At 67.5% G+C, this 26,972-nt stretch carries 1 protein-coding gene (cut by a window edge); it reads right to left on the bottom strand.

Going from position 1 to position 26,972, the window contains the following annotated elements; all coding sequences use genetic code 11:
- Nucleotides 1-26,972, bottom strand: the 5' portion of a protein-coding gene (locus ACIBJI_RS02010; protein WP_397083038.1) for a non-ribosomal peptide synthase/polyketide synthase. 17,173 nt of this gene lie to the left of the window's left edge; 26,972 of the gene's 44,145 nt are visible here — the first part of the coding sequence; the start codon lies at nt 26,970-26,972; the stop codon falls past the left edge of the window.

Genomic DNA, 26,972 nt, shown 5'->3' with positions numbered 1-26,972 from the left:
TCGATCTCGCCGAGCTCGATACGCAGACCGCGCAGCTTCACCTGGAAGTCGGTGCGGCCGAGGTACACGATCGCACCGTCGGCATTGCGGATGACCAGGTCGCCGGTGCGGTACATGCGAGCGCCCGGTGCGCCGAACGGGTTGGCCACGAAGCGGTCCGCGGTGAGATCCGTGCGGCCGAAGTAGCCGCGCGCCAGCTGCGCACCGGCCAGATACAACTCACCCGCGACACCCGGCGCTACCGGGTGCAGGCGCGAATCCAGGACGTACGCCTGCGAATTCCACACCGGCAGGCCGATCGGCACCGCGCCTTCGACCTTCTCGGCCACCGGGCCGTGGGTCGCGTGCACGGTGAATTCGGTCGGGCCGTACAGGTTGTAGAGCTCGGCCGAGCTGACCCGGCGAATGGCGGTCGCGGCATCGGCGGTGAATGCCTCACCGGCGATGAGGAGTGCGCGCAGCGATGCCAGGGCCGCACTGCCGACGGCCGCGTCGACACTGCTCGCGAAGACGCTCAGCATCGAGGGCACGAACGAGGTCATGGTGACCCGTTCGGCCGCGATCACGTCGGCCAGGTACTGCGGATCACGATGGCCGTCCGGGCCGGCCACCACGATTCGGCCACCGGTGCTCAACGGGCCGAACAGTTCCCACACCGACACGTCGAAGGTGGCAGGGGTCTTGAACAGCACGACGTCATCGGCACTGATGCCGTATTCACCGGTGATCCAACGGATCTGGTTGACGACGGCAGCGTGCGGCACGGCCACACCCTTCGGCCGACCGGTCGAACCCGAGGTGAAGATGACGTACGCCGGGTTGCTCGGCCGCAACGGCGCATTCCGCTCCGCATCGGTGACCGGCTGGTCCGAGTACTCGGACAGATCCAGGTCATCGATGACGAGTGTGGGCAGGCCGGTGCCGTCGAAGTCGTCACGCGAGGTGGTCAGTACACACACCGGCGCGGCGGAATCGAGCACGTAGCCGATCCGCTCCGCGGGCTGATCGAGGTCGAGCGGCACATAACCACCACCGGCCTCCTGCACGGCGTACGCCGCGACCACGAGGTCGACGGAACGCCGAAGACCGAGGGCCACCAGGCTCTCCGGGCCGACCCCATCCGCGATGAGGCGACGCGCCAACCGGTGCACACGAGCACCGAATTCGGCATACGTGAGCGAATCACCCGTCGCCGGATCCACGATCGCGACCGCATCCGGCGTCGCAGCGGCCTGCCTGGCGAATTCGTCGACCAGCGTGCCGACCGTACCGAGGTCGCGCTCGGTGTCGTTCCAACCACGCAGTGCCAGTTCGGCTTCGGATGCATCGAGCAGATCGATATCGCCGATGGCCCGATCCGGTTCGGCCGCCACGGCTTGCAGCAGTCGGTTGAACCGCTGCCCGAACGCCGCCATGGTGTTCGCGTCGAAAAGGTCGGTGGCGTAGATCAATTCGGCCGCGATACCCGACGGAGCGACCGTGGTGGCACCGGCACCGTTCGAGGTGCTGATCGGGGTCGTGGTCTGCTCCGAAAGCACCAGCTGCAGATCGAATTTGGCCACATCGATCGGCAGCTCGACACCGCTGACCGTGAGTCCGGGCAGTTCCAGGCTGTTCTGGCCGGTGTTCTGGAACGACAGCATCACCTGGAACAGCGGATGGCGCGCCTGCGAGCGGACCGGGTTCAGGATCTCCACCAACCGCTCGAACGGCAGGTCGGCATGTCCGAACGCGCCGATATCGATGGCGCGCACGGTGCGCAGCAACTCGGTGAAGGTGGCCTCGCCGTCGATCGGTGTCCGCAGCACCAGGGTGTTGACGAACATGCCGATCAGATCATCGAGCGCGCGCTCACCACGTCCGGCGATCGGCGTACCGATGGCGATGTCTTCCTCGCCGGACAGCCGCGACAGCAGCACGGCCAGCGCGGTGTGCGCGACCATGAACAGTGTCGTACCCCTGGTGCGCGCGAGTTCGGTGAGCTTGCCATGGGTTTCGGCATCGATCTCGAACACGTGCGTGGCACCGCGGCCCGATGCCACCGCCGGACGCGGCCGGTCGGCGGGCAGGTCGAGCTGTTCGGGCAGCCCGCGCAGCGTCCTGGACCAGAACTCGATCTGCGCCGAGATCACCGATTCCGGATCGGATTCGGCGCCGAGCACCGCGCGCTGCCACAGCGCGAAGTCGGCGTACTGCACCTCGAGCGGACGCCACGAGGGCTCGCCGCCCTCGACGCGGGCGGCGTAGGCCGTCATCACGTCGCGGGTGAGCGGGCCCATAGAGAAGCCGTCGGCCGAAATATGGTGCACCACCAGGGCGAGCACATGTTCGGTCGGGCTGATCTCGAACAGCTTGGCCCGGAACGGGACTTCGACGGTGACATCGAAGCCGGTCAGGATGACCTCCGCAACGCGCTGCGGCAGTTCGGCCTCGGTCACATCGATCGGCGTCAGATCCGGGATCACCCGGGCGGTGGAGACGGTCTGCTGGTAGGCGGTGCCGTCGTATTCCGGGTAGTAGGTGCGCAGCGATTCGTGGCGGGCCAGCACATCGGCCACCGCGATCTGCAGTGCCTGCCGGTCGAGCAGACCCGACAGCCGCACCGCGGCCGGGATATTGTCCACGGCCGATTCCGGATCGAAGCGGTTGAGGAACCACATGCGCTGCTGGGCCAGCGACAGCGGCACCCGCTCGGGGCGCTGCTGCGGCACCAGGGCCGTGCGCCCACCGGCACCGGCCCGGGACTCCGCGCGGGCCGCGAGCGCGGCCACCGTGGAGGCCTCGAACAGTTCACGGACACCGAGATCGGTATCCAATGCGGCCGAGAGCCGGGCGGCGACCTGGGTGGCGCTCAGCGAGTTGCCGCCGAGTGCGAAGAAGTCGTCGTCGAGGCCGACGCGTTCCAGGCCGAGCACATCGGCGTAGGTGGCCGCGATGATCTCCTCGACCGGCGTGGTCGGCGCGCGGAATACCGCGGCCTCGAACACCGGTGCGGGCAGTGCCTTGCGATCCAGCTTGCCGGAGGCGTTGAGCGGGAAGGCGTCGAGCACGATGACAACCGACGGGACCATGTACGCGGGCAACTGCCGTGCCAGGTCCTCGCGCACCGTCTCGATATCGAGCCGCAGGTTCGGCGTCGCGATGACATACGCGACGAGCTGGTCGCCGGTGTGCTGATCACTGCGCACCACGACGACGGCCTGGGCGATCTCGTCCAGCGCGGTGAGCGCCTGCTCGATCTCGCCGAGTTCGATGCGCAGACCGCGCAGCTTCACCTGGAAGTCGGTGCGGCCCAGGTAGTCCAGCTCGCCGTCGGCCGTCCAGGCCACCAGGTCGCCGGTGCGGTACATGCGCGCGCCGTCGGCGGCGAACGGGTTCGCGACGAACCGATCACTGGTCAGGTCCGGGCGCGCGACATAGCCGCGGGCCAACTGGGTGCCCGCCAGATACAGCTCACCCGCGACACCGACCGGAACCGGCCGCAGTCGCGAATCCAGCACGTAGACCTGGGTATTGAAGACCGGCGCACCGATCGGCACGGTGTCGGTATCGGTCGCGACCACCTCGTGGAAGGTGACGTCGACGGCGGCCTCGGTCGGACCGTACAGGTTGTGCAGCGCCGCACCGGTGAGCTCGCGCAGGCGATGCGCGGGCTTGGGCGGCAGCGCCTCACCGGAGGCGAAAACCAGTCGCAGCGAATCACACCGTGCCGCGGCCGCATCGGCCACGAAGACCGACAGCATGGACGGCACGAAGTGGGTCACGGTGACCCGCTCCGCGGTAATGATCTCGGCGAGGTAGGCCGGATCGCGGTGCCCGTCCGGCTTCGCGATGACCAGCCGCGCACCGATATGCAACGGCCAGAAGAACTCCCACACCGAAACGTCGAAGGTGGCGGGCGTCTTCTGCAGGACGGCATCGGTGCTGGTCAGCCCGTAGGCCGACTGCATCCACACCAGACGGTTCACGATCGCGGCATGGCTGACCGCCACACCCTTCGGACGTCCGGTCGAACCCGAGGTGAAGATCACGTACGCGGTATTCGACGGGCGCAGCGGCGCACGCCGTTCCGCCTCGGTCACCGGCTCGTCCGACAACCCGAACAGGTCGAGCAGATCTATGCGCACCTGGGCGGTATCGATCTTCAGATCGTCACCGGAAGTCAGCACGCAGACCGGATCGGCGGTGGCGAGAATGTATTCCGTGCGCTCGGCCGGATGATCCGGATCCAGCGGCACATACGCGCCACCGGCCACGGCCACCGCGTACATGCCGACCACCAGATCGATCGAGCGCCGCATACCGAGGGCCACATACGATTCCGGGCCGACACCGCGTTCGATGAGCCAGCGCGCCAAGCCGTAGACCCGGGCGCCGAACTCGGCATAGGTCAGACTTGTCCCCTCGAACGTCAGCGCGGTCGCGTCCGGAGTCGCGGCGAGCTGGGCCTCGAACATCGAGACCAGCGTGGCCGCCTCGTCCACCTGGTGCGCGGTGTCGTTCCAACCCGACACCACGAGTTCGCGCTCGGCGGTATCGAGCAGTTCGATATCGCCCACCGCTGCAGCGGGTTCGGTGGTGATCGCGGTGAGCACCCGCACCAGGCGATCGGCGATGCGACGCACTGTCTGCTCATCGAAAAGGTCGCGCAGGTAGCCCGCGCGAACCCGCAGCTGGGAGTCCAGCTGCGCGATCAGGGTCAGCGGATAATGCGTGGCGTCGGCGGCCTGCATATCGACCACAGCCATGCCGTCGATATCGGCGGCCTGCGCCCGTATGCCCTCGGCATCCACCGGGTAGGACTCGAAGACCACCAGCGTGTCGAACAGACCGCCGATTCCGGCGGCGGACTGGATATCGGCCAAGCCGACGTAGTGGTGATCGAGCAGATCCGCCTGCTCGCCCTGGGTCCGGGTGAGCAACTGCTCCACCGATTCCGACGGATCGAAGCGCACCCGCACCGGAACGGTATTGATGAACAGACCGACCATCGATTCGACGCCGGACAGCTGTGCCGGACGGCCGGACACCGTGGTGCCGAACAGCACATCATCACGGCTGGTCATCCGGCCGATCAGAATGCCCCAGGCGACCTGCAGCACGGTATTCGGCGTAACGCCGAGCGAAGCGGCGAGTGCGGTGAGTCGCGCGGTCGCCTGCTCGTCCATCTCGAAGAAGTATTCGCCGGACAGCGCGGTGATCTCGCGGCTCGCGTCCGGACGCGACAGCAGCGTCGGTTCGCTGACACCGCGCAGCGCGGTGGTCCACGCGGCCACCGAGGCCGCATGATCCTGCTGCCCGGTCCATTCCAGGAAGTGCCGGTAGGAGCGCACCGCGGGCAGCACATTGGCATCGGCGTGCGCCGCGTAGAGCACCAGCAGATCCCGCATGAGCAGCGGCATGGACCAGCCGTCGAGCAGGATGTGGTGGTTGGAGACCACGAACTGCCAACTGTCGGTATCCGATGGGGCAGCCGCGGGTCCCTCCGTGGTTACGCGGGCTGCCGCTCCCGCCCGGGCGGTTTGGATCAGCGTGAAGCGGATCAGCGGCGGCTCGGTCAGATCGAAGCGCTGCATGCGGTCGGCGGCGATGAGATCGGCGGCGTCACCGGATTCGGTCCGGTCGTGCTCGGCCCAGGCGACGCGGACGCTGTCGAGGACGACCTGCACCGGGTTGCCGTCGTTATCGGTGACGAATGCGGTGCGCAGGTTCTCGTAGCGATCCACCAGAGCCTGTGCGGCCGAACGCAATCGGATCGGATCCACCCGGCCGGTGAGCGTCAGTACGGCCTGCGCGGTGTAGACGTCCACCGAGGTGGCGGCCAGGCGCGCGTGGAACAGCAGACCGGCCTGCAGTGCGGACAGCGGCCAGATATCGGCCAGTGCCGGGTAGCGCTGCTCCCAGTTGTCGATATCGCGCTGTGTCAGTTCCCGCCCCGCGCCGCCCCGCGCCGAGCGCACCAGGGTGAAGTCGGACGGGGTGTGCCCGCCCGCGCCATTCGAATTGGCGTGCCGGGCAACCGCTTCCAGTGCGGTGGTCCACAGTTCGCCGAATTCGCGGACCTGCGCGGCATCGAGCAGGGTGCTCGGGTAGCCGATATTGGCGGTCAGCTTGTCGCCGACCACGATGGCATTGATATCCAGCGGCGCCATCGCGGGCATATCCGCGTCGTAGGCGCCACCGAGCGCACCGAGTTCGGCGGCCGGGATCCAGCCGAAGCCGCGCAGCGCCTCGGGCACATCGCCCTCGGAGACGCGGCCCAGGTAGTTGAAGCTCACCTGGCCCGGCTGTTCGACGGGCAGTTCCGAGGCGGTTGCCTCGTTCATGTAGCGCAGCAGGCCGTAGCCGATGCCCTTGTCCGGCACCGCGAGCAACTGCTCCTTGACCGCCTTGACGGCCTTGCCGAGCGCCGGACCACCGGCCAGCGCGGCATCGATATCGATGCCGGACAGATCGAAGCGGACCGGGAAGATCGCGGTGAACCAGCCGACGGTGCGCGAGAGATCCGCGCCGGGCACGATGCCCTCTTCGCGGCCGTGGCCCTCCAGGCGGATCAGCAACGCATCGTCGGTGCGGGCGGTGCTGCGACCCGCGCGCCACTTCGCGGTCGCCAGGGCGAGCGCGGTGAGCAGACCGTCGTTGACGCCGCCGTGGAACAGCGCGGGCACGGTGGTCAGCAGCGCCTTGGTGACCTCGGCGGACACCTCGACCTGCAGTTTTTCGATGGCACCCGAGGTATCCACGGTCGGATCCAGCGCACGCTCGGTCAGCAGCGGATCCGCCGTAGCGACCACCGAACGCCAGTAGTCGAGTTCGCCCACCCGCCCCGCGCTTTCGGCCTCGCGCCGCAGCGCGTCCGCCCAGGCGCGCATCGAGGTCGCGGGCGCGACGAGCTGCGGCTCCTGACCCGCGGTGAGTTGACCCCACGCGGCGACGAAGTCCGGCACCAGGATGCGCCAGGAAACACCGTCCACCACGAGGTGATGGGCGGCCACGATGAGGCGGCCGCCGCGGCTGCCGTCCGAGGGGTCCAGCCAGACGAACCGAATCACCACGCCCGCAGCCGGATCGAGTCGATCCAGCGCGGTATCCAATGCGGCGGAAGCGATTTCGAACAGTCCGGCATCGTCGATATTCGCATCGAATTCGGTGTGATCGATCAGCGCGTCCACATCGATGGTGCCCGGCTCGGCGGTCTCGAGGATCCAGTCGTCATCCTCGCGGTACAGCCGCGCCCGCAGCATGTCGTGGCGGTCGACCACGGCGGCAGCGGTTTTCGCGATGCCAGCGCGATCGATACCGACCGGCAATTCGAGTGCCATGGTCTGGTTGAACCGGCCGAACGAACCCTGCCGCTGCGCCATGAACCGGACCACCGGAGTCAGCGGCATGGTGCCGATGCCGCCACCGGGCAGCTCGGCCAGCGCCTCGACGGCGGTTTCGGTGCTGTCGGCGGTCTCGGCGACCGCGGCGAGTCCGGCCACGGTGCGCTGCTCGAAGACATTCCGCGGGGTGAAGACCACACCGCGCGCCTTGGCCCGCGAAACCAGCTGGATGGACACGATGCTGTCGCCGCCGAGTGCGAAGAACGAATCGTCGACACCGACACGCTCGACACCGAGCACCTCGGCGAAGACCTCCGCAATTGTGTGCTCGATCGGCGTACGCGGTGCGCGGAAGACCACCTCGGTCGCGAAGACCGGCTCCGGCAGCGCCTTACGGTCCAGCTTGCCGACCGGGGTCAGCGGAATATGGTCGATCACCATCACCGAGGACGGCACCATGTACGCGGGCAGGCGTTCCTCGACGTGCGCGGTCAGCTCGGCGACATCGATCGGATGACCCGGTACCGCAACCACATACGACACGAGCGAGGTCGCGCCCGCGGCACCCTTGTGGCCGACGGTGACCGCGAAATCGACGCTCTGGTGCGAGGCCAGCGCCGCGTCGATCTCACCGAGTTCGATGCGGAAGCCGCGCACCTTGACCTGGAAGTCGGAGCGGCCCACATATTCGACCTCACCGGTGCGCGTCCAGCGGACCACGTCACCGGTTCGGTACATGCGCGCACCCGCGACATACGGGTTGGCCACGAAGCGTTCGGCGCTCAGCCCGGCGCGGGCGTGATAACCGCGCGCCAACTGGATGCCCGACAGATACAGCTCACCCGCGACACCCACCGGCACCGGCCGGAGCTGGGCGTCCAGGATCAGCGACTGCATGCCGCGGATCGGCGCACCGATCACCACCGTGTCACCGGCCACCAGCGGCTCGCTGATATTGGTCATGATGGTGGTCTCGGTCGGACCGTAACCATTGTGGAAGCTGCGGATGGACCCGTTCTCCAGCGGCACCGCCCATTTCGCGACCAGATCCGCCGGAACCGCCTCGCCACCGGCGACCAGTACGCGCAGCGAGTCCAGGCCGGTCGGATCGAAGGTGGCCAGCGCGGCGGGTGTGATGAACGCGTGGGTGACCCGCTCGGTGCGGATCAGCTCGGACAGTTCCTCACCGCCGTACACGCCGGGCGGGGTCACCACCAGCGCGCCGCCCGCGCCGACCGCGAGCAGCAGCTCCAGGATCGAGGCGTCGAAGCTCGGCGAGGCGAAATGCAGTGCGCGCGAACCGGAATCGAGGTCGTAGCGCACGATCTGCTCGACGCTGAAGTTCGCGAGTCCGGCATGGGTGACCACCACGCCCTTGGGCACACCGGTGGAGCCCGAGGTGTAGATGACGTAGGCCGGATGCGCCGGCCGCAGCGGGCGGACCCGGTCGGCGTCGGTGACCGGACCGCCGTCGAATCCGTCCAGGTCGAGCTCGTCGAGCACCAGCCAGCGCACCGAATCCGGCAGGCCATCGCGAACCGCCGCGACCGTCAGGCCGACCGGGGAACCGGAATCCGTGACCATGTGGGCGATGCGCTCGGCCGGGTAGTTCGGGTCGACGGGCACGAATGCCGCACCCGCCTTCGACACCGCCCAGGCTGCGAAGACCGAATCCGCGGACCGCGGCACGCCGACGGCGACCAGATCCTCGGTACCGATGCCCTCGGCAATGAGCAAGCGCGCCAACCGGTTCGACCGCTCATCGAGGTCGCCATAGGACACACGTGTCCCCTGGAACACCACCGCGGTCGCCTTCGGATCCATCGCGGCGGCCTCGGCCAGCAGCTCGGGCAGGGTGCGCGCGGGCACCGCGGGCGCACCGGTGCGGGCGATCAGCTCGGCCCGCTCCTGCGCGTCGAGCACATCGATGACACCGACCGGGGCGGTCGGGTCGGCGGCGATGGCCTCCAGCACTCGCCGCCAACGCTGCGTGATCAGCTCGGCGCTCGACACGTCGAACAGCTCGGTGGCGTAGGTGAGCGCCAAAGTCATTCCGCCGGAACCGGTTTCCGACAGCGTGAACTGCAGGTCGAAGCGGGCCACATTCTCTTCGAGGTCCAGTGCGGACACCGAAAGACCCGGTAATTCGAGTGCGGTGCGCTCCAGGTTCTGGAATGCGAGCATCACCTGGAACAGCGGGTTGCGCGCCTGCGAACGTTCCGGCGCGAGCAGTTCCACCAGCCGTTCGAACGGCACGTCGGCATTGCCGAAGGCATCCAGGTCGGTCGAGCGCACCCGGTCCAACAGCGCCGTGAACGGCTCCGACTGATCGATGCCGGCGCGCAGCACGAGGGTGTTGACGAACATGCCGACGAGGTCGTCGAGTGCTTGCTCACCGCGTCCCGCGATCGGCGAGCCGACGGCGATATCGTCGGTGCCCGACAGCCGGGCCAGCAGCACGGAGAGCGCGCTGTGCATGACCATGAACAGCGAGGCACCGCGTCGGCGAGCGATATCTTCCAGCGCCGCGATGAGTTCGGCGGGCAGTTCGGTTTGCAGGGTCGCACCGCGATGCGAGGCGATCGCGGGGCGCGGCCGGTCGGTGGGCAACGGCAGTTCGTCCGGGACGCCGTCGAGTGCGCGCTGCCAGTGCGCCACCTGACGCGCCATCAGCGAATTCGGATCGTCCTCGCTGCCGAGGACCTCGCGCTGCCAGATGGCGAAGTCCGCGTACTGCACCGGCAGCGGCGCCCAGCCGGGCGCGGCGTCCTGGGCGCGCGCGGTGTAGGCGAGCATCACGTCGCGGGTCAGCGGGCCGATGGAGAAGCCGTCGGCCGCGATGTGGTGCACCACGACGACGAACACATGCTCATCGGCACCGGCGGAGAAGAGCCTGGTCCGCAGGGGAGCCTGTTCGGACACATCGAATCCGGCGGTCACGAATTCGGTCACCACCGCGGTCAGCTCGGCCGGATCGACCGAAACCGGTTGCAGGTCGAGCGCGATCGCGTCGGCGGGCACGATCACCTGGACCGGGGTGCCGCCGTGCTCCGGATAGCGGGTGCGCAGCGATTCGTGCCTGCGCACCACATCGGCCACCGCCAGTCGCAGCGCCTCGATATCGAGCGCACCGGTCAACCGGATGGCGACCGGGAGGTTGTAGGCCGCGGATGTGGTGTCGTACTTGTTCAGGAACCACATGCGCTGCTGTGCGAACGACAGCGGCACGAGTTCGTCGGCCTTGCGCGGGCGGGCGACCAGCCGGGCGCGCGCGGCGCCATCGGCATGCGATTCCACCCGGGCCGCGAGCGCTTCCACGGTGGAGGCCTCGAACAGCGCACGCACCGGGACGGTGGTGCCGAGCGCCGCGCCGATCCGGGCGACCACCCTGGTCGCGATCAGCGAGTTGCCGCCGAGATCGAAGAAGTCGTCGTCGACACCGACCCTCGGCAGGTCGAGCACATCGGCGAAGACCGCGGCGACGGTTTCCTGGACCGGTGTCACCGGGGCACGGAAGGCCTTGGCCTGCACCGCGGGCGCGGGCAGCGCGCGACGGTCCAGCTTGCCGTTGACGGTCAACGGAATCCACTCGAGCCGCACCAGTGCCGCGGGCACCATATAGGACGGAAGTCGTTGCGCCGCACCACTGCGCACCACATCGAGGTCCGGGATCACCTCGGGTTCGGCGACCACATAGGCCACGATCCGCTGATCGCCCGGCTGATCCTCGCGCACGATGACCGCGGCCTGGGCAATGCCCGGCTGGGCCAGAATGGCGGATTCGATCTCGCCGAGTTCGATGCGGAAGCCGCGCACCTTGACCTGATCGTCGGCGCGGCCGAGATATTCGAGTTCGCCGAAGCGGTTCCAGCGCGCGAGGTCGCCGGAGCGGTACAGGCGCGTGCCCGCGGCCTCCGCGTCGGCGAGCGGGTTCGCGACGAAGCGGGTGGTGGTCAGGTCCGAGCGGCCGAGGTAGCCACGGGCCAACTGCGGTCCCGCGACATACATTTCGCCCGCGACGCCGACCGGAACCGGCCGCAGCCGGTTATCGAGGACGTACACGCGCAGACCCGCGATGGCACGACCGACCACACTGCCGGAGGCGGCCGCGATGGTCGCGGCGTCCAGCGCACGGTAGGACACGTGCACCGTGGTCTCGGTGATGCCGTACATGTTGACCAGCAGCGGAGCGGCAGGCGCGGAGCCTGCGGAGCGCCCACCGGCACCGTCGCCGTGTCGGGCAACCCAATCCGAAAGCCTGCGCAGTTCGAGGGCTTCACCACCGAACACCACGTAGCGCAAGGCCAGCGGGTCGGCATCCGGTGCGGCATTGCGATCCGCCTCGGCCAATTGGTAGAACGCGGACGGCGTCTGGTTGAGCACCGTGACCTGTTCCACCCGCAGCAGTTCCAGGAACTGTTCGGGCGAGCGCGAGGTGTAGTAGTCGACGACCACCAGGGTGCCGCCGAACAGCAGCGGACCCCACAGCTCCCAGACCGAGAAGTCGAAGGCGTAGGAGTGGAACAGCGTCCACACATCGCCGGGGCCGAAGCCGAAGTCGCGATCGGTATTGGCGAACAGCCGCACCACATTCCGGTGCGCGACCGCCACACCCTTCGGGCGTCCGGTCGAGCCGGAGGTGTAGATCACGTACGCGACATTGTCCGGCGTCAGCGCCGCGAGACGGTCGGCGTCGGTGATCGGGGCGTCGTCGGCGTCCTCGACATTGCCGGTCTCCACCGCGAACCCGTCGAGCACCACGGTCGGCAGCTCGGCGGGCACCGTCACCTGGACCGTGGAATCGAGGACCACGCTGGTCGGACGCGAATCCGCGAGTACGTAGGCGATGCGGTCGGCCGGGTAGGTCGGATCGACCGGCACGTAGCCCGCACCGGTCTTCACCACCGCGAGCAGCGCAACCACGAGATCCAGCGAGCGCGGCAGGATCACCGCGACCAGCGACTCGGGGCCGGCGCCGTCGGCGATCAGCCTGCGCGCCAACACATTCGCGCGCCGATCCAGCTCCGCGTAGGTCAGCGATTCGATGCCGAATTTGGCCGCCGTATTGTCCGGATGCGCGGCCACCGCCTGCTCGAACAGGTCGACCAGGGTGGTACCGGGTGCGTTGAATCGCGCCGCGCTGTGTCGTCTTGCGGCGCTCCCGGCGCCCTCCGTGCGCGCCAGACTGTCGAATCCGGACGACACCCAGCGCTGCGACACATTGAGCCGCTCGGCCTCACCGAGCAGATCGATATCGCCGATGACGATCTCGGGATCCTCGACCACACTCTGCAGAATCCGGACAAGGCGATCGGCGAAGGACGCCACCGTCTCCGGATCGAACAGCTCGGTGGCGTAATTCCACGACAGGCCCAGCGCACCGTCGGCGGTCTCGCCGACGGTCAGCTGCACATCGAATTTGGCTGTGCCGGGATCGAATTCGACCACCGAGAGCTCGACACCGGGCAGCGCGACGGTGCCCATATCCGCGGCCGAGGCGGCCTCGAAGGTCAGTGCCACCTGGAACAGCGGGTGATGCGCCTGCGACCGGGCCGGGCTGATCACGTCGACCAGCCGCTCGAACGGCACATCGGCATTGGCGAAGGCCGCCAGATCGGTGCGGCGCACCTGCGCGAGCAGATCACTGAACTTGGCGCTCGGCTCGACCTCATTGCGCAGCACCAGCGTATTGACGAACATGCCGACCAGATCGTCGAGCGCGCGTTCACCGCGGCCCGCGATCGGGGTGCCGATGGCGATATCGGTGCTGTTGGACAGCCGGGCCGCCCAAGCCGCAAGTGCCGCGTGCATGACCATGAACAGCGTGACGCCACGGGCGCGGGCGAGTTCGGCCAGTGCGGCGTGCAATTCGGCATCGATCGAGAAGCCATGGGTGCCACCGGCATTGGAGGCGATTTCGGGCCGCGAGCGGTCGGCGGGAAGTTCGATCTGATCGGGCAGATCGGCCAGCTGCTCGGTCCAGTACGCGAGCTGCTGTGCCGCGACGGATTCCGGATCGTCCTCGCTGCCGAGCACCGCGCGCTGCCACAGCGCGTAGTCGGCGTACTGGACATCCAGCGGCGCCCAGGTGGGCACCTCACCGCGGCTGCGCTCGGTGTAGGCCAGCACCACGTCGCGCAGCAGCGGCCGCAGCGAGAAACCGTCACCACTGATGTGGTGCATGACGAGCACCGCGACGTGGGTGTGCTCATCAATGCTGAGCAGGTTGGCCCGGAACGGCACCTCACTGGTCACATCGAAGTGCACACTCGCCAGCTCGACGATGCGCGCGGGCACCGCGCCGGGGGCGATCGCCTCGGCGGCCAGCTCGAAGCGCACCTCATCGGTGTGCAGAACGTGCTGGTAACCGGTGCCTTCGACCTCCGGGTAGATGGTGCGCAGCGCCTCGTGCCTGGCCAACACATCGCCGATGGCGGCATTCAGCGCGGCGATATCGACCTCGCCGGTGAGCCGCACGGCAACCGGAATGTTGTTGACGGCGGTGCGGTTGTCGAAGCGGTTGAGGAACCACATCCGCTGCTGGGCCAGCGATAGCGGGACCAGCTCGGGGCGCGGCTGCGGAGTCAGCGGTGCCCGACCACCTTCACCGGCGGCCGATTCCACCAGCGCGGCCAGTGCCGCGACATTCGGGGCCTCGAACAGCGCGCGCACCGGGATCTGAGTATCCAGTGCCGCACCTAGGCGTGCCGCCACCTGGGTGGCGATCAGCGAGTTGCCGCCGAGTTCGAAGAAGTCGTCGTCCAGGCCGACGCCGTGTCCGACGCCCTGCAGACCGAGTACTTCCGCGAAGGTGCCCGCGACGATCTCCTCCACCGGGGTGGTGGGCGCGCGGAATACCTTGGCCGCGAACGTCGGTGCGGGCAGCGCCTTGCGATCCAGCTTGCCGGAGGCATTGAGCGGGAACTCGTCGAGCACCACGTAGGCCGCAGGCACCATGTAGGCGGGCAACTGCACACCGAGGGTGTTCTTGACGGTCTCGATATCGACGGCCCGGTCCGGATTCGCGACCAGGTAGGCGACCAGCTGATCGCCGGTCCGCTCATCGGAGTGCACCAGCACGACCGCCTGCGCCACCGCGTCCTGTGCGGTGAGCGCCGATTCGATCTCGCCGAGTTCGATACGCAGACCGCGCAGCTTCACCTGGAAGTCGGTGCGGCCCAGGTACTCCAGTTCACCGCGCGGTGTCCACATGACGAGGTCACCGGTGCGGTACATGCGCGCCGCGTCACCGAACGGGTTCGCGATGAAACGCTCGGTGGTCAGGTCCGGGCGGCCGACATAGCCGTGCGCCAACTGCGCACCCGCCAGATACAGCTCACCCGGGACGCCCGCCGGCACCGGACGCAACCGCGAATCCAGCACGTAGACCTGGGTGTTGAACACCGGGGCGCCGATCGGCACCGAGCTGATATCGGCATCGGTCACCTCGTGGAAGGTGACGTCGACCGCGGCCTCGGTCGGGCCGTACAGGTTGTGCAGTCGCGCGCCGGTCAGCTGGCGCAGGCGCTGCGCGGCCACGGCGGGCAGCGCCTCACCGGAGGCGAAAACATTACGCAGACTGGTGCATTCGGCCGCGCGGTCCTCGGCGACGAATACCGAGAGCATGGACGGCACGAAGTGCACCGTGGTGACCTGCTCGTCGACGATCAGGTGCGCCATATAGGCCGGATCGCGGTGGCCGTCCGGCTTGGCGACGACCAGGCGGGCGCCGACCTGCAACGGCCAGAAGAACTCCCACACCGACACGTCGAAGGTCGCCGGAGTCTTCTGCAGCACAACATCTTCGGCGGACAGACCGTATTCGGCGTGCATCCACACCAGGCGGTTGACGATCGCGGCGTGCGAGACCGCGACACCCTTCGGCCGACCGGTCGAACCCGAGGTGAAGATCACGTACGCGGTATTGCCCGGACGCAGCGGACGATGCCGATCCGCGTCGGTCAGTGGTTCATCCGAGAACTCCGACAGGTCGAGTTCATCGATGCGGACCTGGCGTGACACCGTGGTCTCCAGATCGGTGCCCGCGGTCAGCACGCAGACCGGTCGCGCGGTCTCCAGGATGTAATCGATGCGCTCGGCCGGATGATCCGGATCCAGCGGCACGTAGGCACCACCGGCGGCATTGATCGCGTACATGCCGACGACCAACTCGATCGAGCGCCGCATACCAAGAGCCACATAGGATTCCGGGCCGACGCCGTTCTGCTTCAGCCAGCGCGCCAGCCGGTGCACCCGGGCTGCGAACTCGGCATAGGACAGAGTCGTCCCCTCGTAGCTGACCGCGTACGCGTTCGGCGTGCGCAGTACCTGCGCCTCGAACAGCGAAACCAGCGTCGCGGCCGCATCGCCGACCGGTGAGGTGAGCGCCGCGTCCACCGGGAATTCGGTCTCGTTCCACCGGCCGAGCACCTGGGCCCGCTCGGTGTCGTCGAGCAGGTCGATATCGCCGACCACGATCGCCGGTGCGGCGGTGATACCGCGCAGCACCCGGACGAACCGCTCGGCGAACACCTCCGCGAACCGATCGTCGAAAAGATCTGTGGCATAGACGAGTTCGGCGGCCATCTCCGATTCCGCACCCTCGCTCAGCGTGAGCTGCAGGTCGACCTTGGCCGTCGGCGGATCGATGCCGAGCTCGGAAACCGCGAGCCCGGGCAGCTCCAGCGAGGTGCGCCCGAGGTTCTGGAACGACAGCATCACCTGGAACAGCGGATGCCGCGCCTGCGAGCGGGCCGGGTTGAGCACCTCGACCAACCGCTCGAACGGCACATCGGCGTGCGCGAAAGCCTGCAGATCGCGTTCGCGCACCTGGGCGAGCAGATCGGTGAACGCTTCGGTCGGATCGACCTGGGTGCGCAGCACCAAGGTGTTGACGAACATGCCGACCAGGTCGTCGAGAACCTGCTCACCACGACCGGCAACCGGGATGCCGATGGCGATGTCATCCGAACCGCTGAGCCGCGCGAGCAGGGTCGCGAATGCGCTGTGCACCACCATGAACAGCGTGGTGTTGTGCTCGTGCGCGAGGCGGTTCAGTGCCTCCACGAGCGCACCGGGCAGCTGGAATCGGTGCGTGCGCGCCTGATACGAAGCGACGACCGGCCGTGGCTTGGGCGAAAGACGCAGTTCCTCGGGCAGTCCGGCCAGGGTTTCCCGCCAGTAGCCGAGCTGTTCGGAGATCAGTGAGGTCGGATCGTCCTCGGAGCCGAGCGTTTCGCGTTGCCACAGTGCGTAATCCACGTACTGCACCGCCAGCGGCGGCCAGACCGGCGCGGATTCCGAACTGCGCGCGATATAGGCCGACATCAGATCGCGGACCAGCGGACGCATCGAGAAGCCGTCGGCCGCGATGTGATGCACCACGACTGCGAGCACATGGTGCTGCGTGTTGTCGCGCCACTTCTTACTGCTCAGCGGCGCACGCTCGACCTGGTAGAGCCGAATTCGCAGCACGGATTCGGTGGTGATATCGAAACCGCGACCGATGAATTCGTAAAGGGCACTGCCCAATTCGCTTTCGGCGACCGGGATGATCTCCAGCTCCGGAATCGCCTGCGCGGCCGCAAGCACCTGCTGGTAGGCCACGCCCTCATGGGACGGGTAGATCGTGCGCAGCGATTCGTGCCGGGTGATCACATCGGCAATGGCGCCGCGCAGCGCGGGCAGATCCAGATGCCCCTGCAGGCGCACCGCCGCCGGAATATTGTCGGCGGCCGAATCGGCGTCGAAGCGGTTGAGGAACCACATCCGCTGCTGCGCGAGCGACAGCGGCGGATACTCCGGCCGCGGGCGCACGGTCAGCGCCTGGCGGGCACCGGCCCCGGCACTGGCCTCCATGCGCGCGGCGAGTGCGGCGACGGTCGGCGCCTCGAACAGCAGTCGCACCGGCACCTGGGTATCCAGTGCCGCGCCCAGCCGCGCCACCACCTGGGTGGCGACCAGCGAATTGCCGCCCAGATCGAAGAAGTTGTCGTCGATGCCGATGCGCTCATGGCTGAGCACATCGCTGAAGATGTCGACGACGATCTCTTCGATCGGGGTCGACGGTGCGCGGAATTCCTTGGCCTCGAAGACGGGTTCGGGCAGCGCGCGGCGATCCAGCTTGCCGTTGGGATTCAACGGCATGGCGTCGAGCACCACGATCGCGGCGGGGACCATGTACGACGGCAGCTGCTCGCTCAGGTGCGCGCGCAGCTCGTCGAGATCGACCGTGCCGCCATTGGCGGGCACCACATACGCCACCAACTGATCACCGGTCCGCGCGTCCGTGCGAACCAGCGCGACCGCCTGTGCCACCGAATCGTGTGCGGTGAGCGCGGTTTCGATCTCGCCGAGCTCGATACGCAGACCGCGCAGCTTCACCTGGAAGTCGGTGCGGCCGAGGTACACGATCGCACCGTCGGCATTGCGGGTCACGAGGTCACCGGTGCGGTACATCCGGGATCCGGAGGCGCCGAACGGGTTGGCCACGAAGCGATCCGCGGTCAGATCGGTACGCCCGAAGTAGCCGCGCGCCAGCTGCGCACCGGCCAGATACAACTCACCCGCGACACCTGGTGCGACCGGATGCAGTCGGGCATCGAGCACATACGCCTGGGCATTCCACACCGGCAGACCGATCGGCACCGCGCCGATCAGCCCCTGCGCCACCGGGCCGTGCGTCGCGTGCACCGCGAATTCGGTCGGGCCGTAGAGGTTGTAGAGCTCGGCGGAGCTGACCTTGCGAATCGCGGCGACGGTGTCACCGGTGAAGGCCTCACCCGCGACCAGCAATGCGCGCAACGATTCCAGTGCCGCACCACCGGCAGCGTCCACACTGCCCGCGAAGACGGTCAGCATCGAGGGCACGAAGGAAGTCATCGTAACCCGTTCGGCCGCAATGACTTCCGCGAGGTACTGCGGGTCGCGGTGCCCGTCCGGGCTCGCGACGACAATCCGGCCACCGGTACTCAACGGGCCGAACAGTTCCCACACCGACACGTCGAACGTGGCGGGGGTCTTGAACAACACGACGTCATCGGCACCGATGCCGTATTCACCGGTGATCCAACGGATCTGGTTGACGACAGCCGCGTGCGGTACCGCCACACCCTTCGGGCGACCGGTCGAACCGGACGTGAAGATCACATACGCGGTGTTCTCCGCCCGCAGCGGCGCGATCCGCTCCGCATCGGTGACCGGCGCATCCGAGTACTCGGACAGATCCAGGTCATCGATGGAAAGCGTTGGCAGCCCACCGCTTTCGAAGTTGTCCCGCGAGTTCGTCAGCACGCAGACCGGTGCCGCCGACTCGAGTACATAACTGATCCGCTCGGTGGGCTGATCCAGGTCCAACGGCACATAGCCGCCGCCCGCCTCCTGCACCGCATACGCCGCGACCACGAGGTCGACCGAACGCCGCAGGCCGAGGGCGACAAGCTTTTCCGGGCCGACACCGGCCTCGATCAACCGCCGCGCCAACCGGTGCACGCGGGCACCGAATTCGGCATACGTCAGCGTCGCGGAGCCACTCGATGAGGGGTGCAGGTCGGTCGACGGGTCCAGCGAATCACCCGTCGCAGGATCCACGATCGCGACCGCATCCGGCGTGGCCGCGGCCTGCGCGGCGAACTCGCCCACCAGGGTGAGCCCGCCACTTCGGCGAACGCCGGAACGACGCGGGGCACGGCCGGGCTGACGACGCGGCAGCAAATCGTGACTGGTGTCGTTCCAACCGACTACCGCCAGCGCGGTTTCCTGATCGTCGAGCAGTTGGATGTCGCCGACCGGCACGGTCGGATCGGCGATGATGGCCGCCAGGATCCGATCCAGGCGACGCGCGAAGGCGGCCACCGTGTCCTCGTCGAAAAGATCGAGGGCATAAGAGATTTCGGCCGACATACCGGCGGCCTCGCCCGATTCCTGGGTCTCCTGCAGGGTGAGCTGCAGATCGAATTTGGCCAGTCGCGCGTCGTAATCGATGCCGTTGACCGACAGTCCGGGCAGTTCGAGGTTTGCCTGCTTGACGTTCTGGAACGCCAGCATCACCTGGAACAGCGGGTTGCGCGCCTGCGAGCGGGCCGGGTTGAGAATTTCGACCAGACGCTCGAACGGCAGATCCGCATGGGCGAATGCCTGCAGGTCCGTTTCCCTGGCCAGGGCGAGCAGATCGGCGAAACTCGCCGAGCCCGCGACATCGGTGCGCAATACGAGCGTATTGACGAACATGCCGATCAGGTCGTCCAGCGCGGCCTCACCACGACCGGCGGCCGGGGTGCCGATGGCGATATCGCCGGTACCGCTGGCCCGTGCCAGCAGCACCGCGAGCGCACTGTGCATGACCATGAACAGCGACGAGTTGTGCTTGCGACCCAGATCGATGAGCGCACGCTGGGTCTCGGCGGAGATCACGAACGCGTAGGTACCGCCACGGTAGGAGGCGATCGCCGGACGCGGGCGATCCGACGGCAGCACCAGTTCGTCGGGCAGATCGGCGAGTTGTTCGGTCCAGTACCGGATCTGGCTGGAGATCAGCGAATTCGGATCATCCTCGGAGCCGAGCACCTCGCGCTGCCACAGCGCGTAGTCCGCGTACTGCACCGGCAGCGCGGACCAGGCGGGCGACTCCCACGAGGTGCGCGCCGCGTACGCCACCATGACGTCACGCGCCAGCGGCCCCATCGACCAGCCGTCGGCCGAAATGTGGTGCACCACCATACCGAGTACGAACTCGGACTCGCTGATCTCGAAAAGCCTTGCATGCAAAGGCACTTCGTCGGTGACATCGAATGCCATGGAGGCCAGGTCGATCAGATGCTCGACCAGAGTCTCCTCGGTGACCCGGTACGGGGTCAGATCGGGCACGATCTGCGCCGCGTCGAGCACGACCTGAACGGGACCGCTCTTGGTCTCCGGGAAGACGGTGCGCAGCGATTCGTGCCGGTCGATCACGTCGATGACCGCGACCTGCAGTGCGGCGACATCGAGATCACCAGAGAGCCGGATGGCGACCGGAATGTTGTTGACCGCCGATGCGGTATCGAAGCGGTTGAGGAACCACATGCGCTGCTGCGCGAGCGAGAGCGGCACTGCCTCCGGACGTTCCCGGGCGACCAGCGCACTGCGGGCACCCGCACCGGCATGCGATTCCACCCGAGCCGCCAGCGCGGCCACCGTGGACGCCTCGAACACCATCCGCACCGGCACCCGGGTATCGAGTGCGGTGCCGATGCGCGAGGCGACCTGGGTGGCGATCAGCGAGTTGCCGCCGAGGTCGAAGAAGTCGTCGTCCACGCCGACCCGGGGCAGGTCGAGCACCTCACCGAAGATCTGGGCGACGATCTCCTCGATCGGCGTGCTCGGCGCACGGAAGGTGTGCACCTCGAAGACCGGCTTGGGCAGCGCGCGCCGATCGAGCTTGCCGTTCGCATTGAGCGGCATCGCCTCGAGCGTCACGAACGCCGCGGGCACCATATAAGTGGGCACCATGGCGGACAGATGCGTACGCAGCGCGACATCGAATCCGGCCTCCGGCTCGGCCTCGGTCGGCACTACATAGGCGACCAACTGGTCGCCGAGCCTGCTGTCGGAACGGACCAGCGCGACCGCCTGCGCAACCGAAGGATGCGCGCGCAAGGCGGCTTCGATCTCGCCGAGCTCGATCCGGACACCGCGCAGTTTCACCTGGAAGTCGGTGCGACCGCTGTAGACGATCTGCCCCGCCGCATCGCGGGTCACCAGGTCACCGGTGCGGTACATGCGAGAACCGCTGGGGCCGAACGGGTTTGCGACGAAACGGTCGGCCGTCATATCCGCACGGGTGAGATAGCCGCGCGCCAGCTGGGGACCCGACAGGTACAGCTCACCCGCGACACCCGGCGGCACCGGATGCAGCCGCGCGTCCAGCACGTAGGCCTGGGTGTTCCAGACCGGTGCACCGATCGGCACCGCACCGCGCACAACCTCGCCGACAACCGCGTGGGTGGCATTGACGGTGAATTCCGTTGGGCCGTAAAGGTTGATCAGGGTGATATCGGGACGACCGAGCTTTCGGAACGCCTCCACCGCCTCACCGGTGAAGGCCTCACCGCCGACCAGCAGCATGCGCACCGAGCTCAGTGCCGCCGGATCGACGGTGCCGGCGAATACGGTCAGCAATGACGGCACGAACGAGGTGATGGTGACCTGTTCGGCAGCGATGACCTCAGTCAGATATTGGGTGTCGCGGTAGCCGTCGTGGGTGGCGATGACGGTCCGGCCACCGGTCAGCAAGGGAGCCAACGGCTCCCACACCGACGCGTCGAAGGTCGCCGGAGTCTTGTACAGCGCCACGTCGTCCGCGCCGATACCGAATTCGCTGATGAGCCAGCGCATCTGGTGCACCAGCGCGGCATGCGATACGCCGACGCCCTTCGGGCGACCGGTGGAGCCCGAGGTGAAGATAGCGTACGCCAAATGCTCTGGGCACAATGGTGATACGCGCTCGGCATCGGTCACCGGAGCATCGGAGATCCCGGAAAGATCGAGCTCGTCGATAACGAGGGACTCGAAGCCCTCCGGCGTGAATCGATCCCGCGACGTGGTCAGCACATAGGCCGGGGCCGCGGTATCGAGCACATGGGCGATGCGTTCGACAGGCTGATCGAGATCGAGCGGCACATAGGTGCCACCGGCCTCGAGCACCGCATGGATCGCGATCATCAGTTCGAGCGAGCGCCGCAGACCGAGCGCGACCGGGACATCCGGACCGACACCGGCCTGGATCAACCAGCGCGCGAGCGCGTGCACCCGAGACCCGAAGTCCGAATACGTCAGCGTCGCGGAACGACCCGATGGGAGGTGGTCGGGCGACGGGTGGGCCAACGATGTACCGACGGCGGGGGTGAAGCCGTCGACGGAGCGGTCGACCACGGCGATCGCATCCGGTGTCGCGGCCACCTGGCGGGTGAACAGATCGCTGACCGTCCCGGCCGCCTCGATCGCACGCGGCTCGCCGTGCCAGCCGTCGCGGGCCAGCTCGATCTCGCGTTCGTGGAGCAGATCGATATCGCCGACGATCGCCGCCGGATCCACGGTGACACCGCGCAGAATCCGCACCAGTCGATCAGCGAACGAGGACACCGTCGCGTGGTCGAACAGGTCGGTGGCGTAGGAGACGGCAACCGAAACGCCCGCGGGCTCGCCCTGATTGCCGCGATGTTCGGTCAGCGTCCAGAGCAGATCGAATTTGGCGATATTGACTTCGACCTCGGCGGCCGACACCGACAGTCCCGGCAGTTCCAGCGTGCCGTGCGACATCTCCTGGAACGACAGCATCACCTGGAACAGCGGATGCCGCGCCTGCGACCGAGTCGGGTTGACCACCTCGACGAGACGTTCGAACGGAACGTCGCTGTATGCGAACGCCGCGAGGTCGATTTCCCTGGTGCGCGCAAGGAATTCGGTGAAGGACCGACCCGGATCGACGTCCGAGCGCAGCACGAGCGTGTTGGCGAACATGCCGATCAGGTCGTCGAGGGCCTGTTCGCCACGTCCGGCGATGGGGGTGCCGATGGCGATATCGGTGGTGCCGGACAGTCGGGCCAGCAGCACCGCGAGCGCGGCGTGCAGCACCATGAACGGGGTCGTGCCCTCGGCACGGGCCAATCCGTTCAGCCGGGTGTGCAGTTCGGCATCGATATCGAAATTGAACTGTGCGCCGCGGAAGCTCTGCACCGGCGGACGCTGCCGATCGGTGGGCAGGTCCAGCTGATCCGGCAGCCCGGCCAGCGCGTCACGCCAGTAGGCGATCTCGCGGGCGGCCATGGAGTCGGGATCGCTTTCGGCGCCGAGCAATTCGCGCTGCCACAGGGTGTAGTCGCGGTACTGCACCGGCAGGGGTGCCCAAGCCGGCGCTTCCCCGGCTGCGCGGGCTAGATACGCGGTCGTGACATCGCGCGCGAGCGGGCCGAACGAGACGCCGTCCGCCGCGATGTGATGCACGACGAATGCGAGCGCGTAGTCGGCGGTGTCATCGGAGGACGCACCGGTGATCTGATACAGGCGCACCCGGATGGGCAGTTCGGTCGAGACATCGAAGCCGGCGGAGGCGAATTCGGTCAGCACGTCGAGGAGTTCAGCCGCCTCGATTGGCTGCACGGTGATACTGAGGTCGACCTCTTCGATCGGCAGCACCTGCTGATAGGCACCGTCGCCCGAGTTGGGGAAAATGGTGCGCAGCGATTCCTGACGGGTCAGCACATCGGTGAGCGCGGCCCGCATCGCGTCGAGATCGACGCGACCGCCGAGCCGCACCACGAACGGCAGGTTGTAGGTCGGCAGCGTGGAGTCGAATTGGTTGATGAACCACATCCGCTGCTGTGCCAGCGACAGCGGCACCTGCTCGGGCAGCTGCTGGGCTACCAGGGCCGGACGTGGCCGCTCGGTGGGCGGCGCCGATTCGGCGCGTGCGGCCAGACCGGCCACGGTCGGGGTCTCGAACAGTGCGCGCACCCCGATGCGGGTGCCGAATGCTGCGCCGATCCGCGTCACCACCTGGGTGGCGACCAGCGAGTTGCCGCCCAGATCGAAGAAGTTGTCGTCGATGCCGATACGTTCCTGGCTGAGCACGTCGGCGAAGATGGCCGCCACGATCTGCTCGGCCGGGGTGCGCGGCGCGCGGAAGACGGCCGCGTCCGCACTGAATACCGGCTCCGGCAGAGCCTTGCGATCCAGCTTGCCAGAGGTGTTGAGCGGGAACGCGTCCAGCACCATGATCGCCGCGGGCACCATGTAGCTCGGCAGCTTTTCCGCGACGAACCGGGTGAGCTCGATCGGTTCGATCGACTGCCCCGGCGCGGGTACGACATAGGCGACCAGCTGCTGACCGGTCGCGGTATCGACCACAAGCACCGCGGCCTGGCTGACGGCAGGGTGGGCGAGCAGATCGGTTTCGATCTCACCGAGCTCGATGCGCTGACCGCGGAATTTGACCTGGAAGTCGGTGCGGCCGATGTATTCCAGGGTGCCCGCGACATTCCAGCGCACCAGGTCACCGGTGCGGTACATGCGCTCGCCATCGGTACCGAACGGGTTGGCGACGAACCGATCCGAGGTCAGATCCGGGCGACCGCGGTAACCGCGCGCCAGCTGACGTCCACCCAGATACAGCTCACCCGGTGCACCGACCGCTGCCGGGCGCAGCCGCGAATCCAGCACGTAGACCTGGACATTCCACTCCGGAATACCGATCGGCACCGTGACCGTGTCGGCGGCAGTGGCCTCCCAGTAGGTGACCGAAACCGCGGCCTCGGTGGGGCCGTAGAGGTTGTGCAGACCGGCGGGAGCGGAGCCTGCGGAGCGACCGGAGAAATCAGTGGTGATCTCCCTGAATTTCGCGGCGGTTTCCGGCGGCAGCGCCTCACCGATCACGAAAACCGCACGCAGCGTGGCACATTGAGCGGCGGTAGCATGGGCGACGAAGACCGTCAGCATGGACGGCACGAAGTCGGTGACGGTGACCCCGTGCCGCTCGATCATCTCGGCGACATACAGCGGATCGCGGTGCCCGTCCGGGGTCGCGACAACAAGTTTCGCGCCGACCAGCAGCGGCAGGAAGTAACCCCACAGCGATACGTCGAAGGTGGTCGCGGTCTTCTGCAGGTACACATCGTCGGCGCTCAGGCGGTACTCGTCCAGCATCCACAGCTGCTGGTTGACGATCGCATGATGGGTTACCGCAACACCTTTCGGGCGGCCGGTCGAACCCGAGGTGTAGATCACATATGCGGTGTTGTCCGGACGCAGCGGTGCGAGCCGCTGCGAATCCGTCACTGGCGCAGCGTCGTACGCCGATACGTCGAGGGTGTCGATTTCCACCCGGCGCACCGATTCCGGCAGCTCGAGTTCGTCACTGGAGACCGTCAGCACACAGACCGGTGCCGCGGACTCGAGGATGTAGGCGGTGCGCTCGGCCGGATGATCCGGATCGATCGGCACATACGCGCCGCCGGCCTTGAGTACCGCGTGCATGCCGACGACGAGATCGAGCGAACGTCGCATACCAAGTGCGACAAGCGATTCCGGGCCGACACCGTCGTCGATCAGGAAGCGTGCCAGCCGGTTGACCCGCGCGGCGAATTCCGCATAGGTCAGCGTGGCGTCCTCGAAATCGAGGGCAACGTTGTCCGGGGTCAACTGAATCTGCGCATCCAGCAGAGCTGCCAGGGTGGTTTCCGGGACGTCCTGCTCGGAGTCGTTCCACTCCGCGACGGTCAGCTCCCGCTCCGCCGCCGTGGTCAGCTCGAGGCCCCATACCGGCGCATCCGCCTCTGCCCGCAGGAAGCGGTCGAAGAATTCGAGGAAGCGTTCGTGCTGACGCCGCGTCTCCGCCTCGGAGTACAGGTTCGGGTTCGTCTCGAAGTCGATGCGCGCGCGCGAACCGCCCTCGGACTGATAGAAGTTGACGCCGAGATCCTCGATGCTGCCGGTGGACAGCACCACCATGGTGCCGACCATGGAGCCCATGCTGATCTTGTCCTGGAACAGCATGATGTTGATCCAAGGACCGAAGAACTCCCTGGTCACCACTCCGTCACCGGCCGCATCGCGGCGGATGTCCTCATGCCGGTAGCGCTGGTGGCGCAGTGCGCCGGTCACCTCGACCTGGACCTGCTTGAGCACGTCGGCCACGGTGGTCTCGTGCCCGATCCGCAGCCGCAGCGGCACGATATTGGACGAGACGCCGCCGGAGCGGCGCATCACGGCGGTGGTCCGCGCGGTCACCGGCAGGCTCAGGATCACGTCCTCGGAACTGGTCCACTGCGCCAGATATCCGGCGAACGCGGCGAGCAGCAACCCGGCTGGCGACGAATCATGGCGCGCCACAGCCGCTTCCAGCACCGCGTTCCGCTCGTCCGAGAGCAGCACACTGCTGAGCGTGTTGATCGGCGCCGGCCCCGCGGACCGGCCCGCAAGGCTGGTGCCGTCCTCCACACCGGCGACCCGCTCGGCCCAGTACTTCTTGTCCGACTGGAACCGGGAGCTGTCCCGGTAGGTCATCTCCTGCTCGAGGAGCGTGCGCAGGTGCGCGGCATTGGCCGGTGCGGGCTCGGTGCCGTTCAACAGGGCGGTATACCACTCGGCCACCCTGGAAAGGTTGGTCACCGCGCCGAAGCCGTCCAGCACGATGTGGTGCGCGCGCAGGTACAGGTACCAGTGGTGATCGCCCACCTGCAGGCCCGCGAAGCGCAGCAGCCGATCCTCGAGCAGGTTCAGCGGGGCGCTGTACTCGGCGCGCATCCACGCCATGGCGGCGGCCTCGGGATCGGCCTCGCCGCGGAAGTCGACGTAGTAGACCTTGTCCCGGTCCGGAATCGTGTAGTCGATCCACTGATACGGCTGGCCGTCGATCTCGGTGATGCAGAGCATGCCGGAGCCGCGCTCCTGCCCGGAGCTGATCAGCGCCTCGCGCAGGACCTTAAGGTCGAGGTCGCCGTACAGGTCGACATACTGCGCGATGTTGATCGGCACCTGCGGGTCGACGTGCTGGGCGTACCAGATGCCCAGCTGCGCCGGGGACAGCGGAAACGGCTCACTCGACTCCCTCGAAGCAGCGTGCGCCCGTTCGCCACCAGTTTCGCCGTTTCCGCCGAAATCCCGCCGGTCCAA

It is taken from the genome of Nocardia sp. NPDC050408 (assembly GCF_044458905.1).
In the GTDB taxonomy this organism is placed as follows: Bacteria; Actinomycetota; Actinomycetes; order Mycobacteriales; family Mycobacteriaceae; genus Nocardia.
This window is presented reverse-complemented; position numbering and strand designations above follow the sequence as displayed.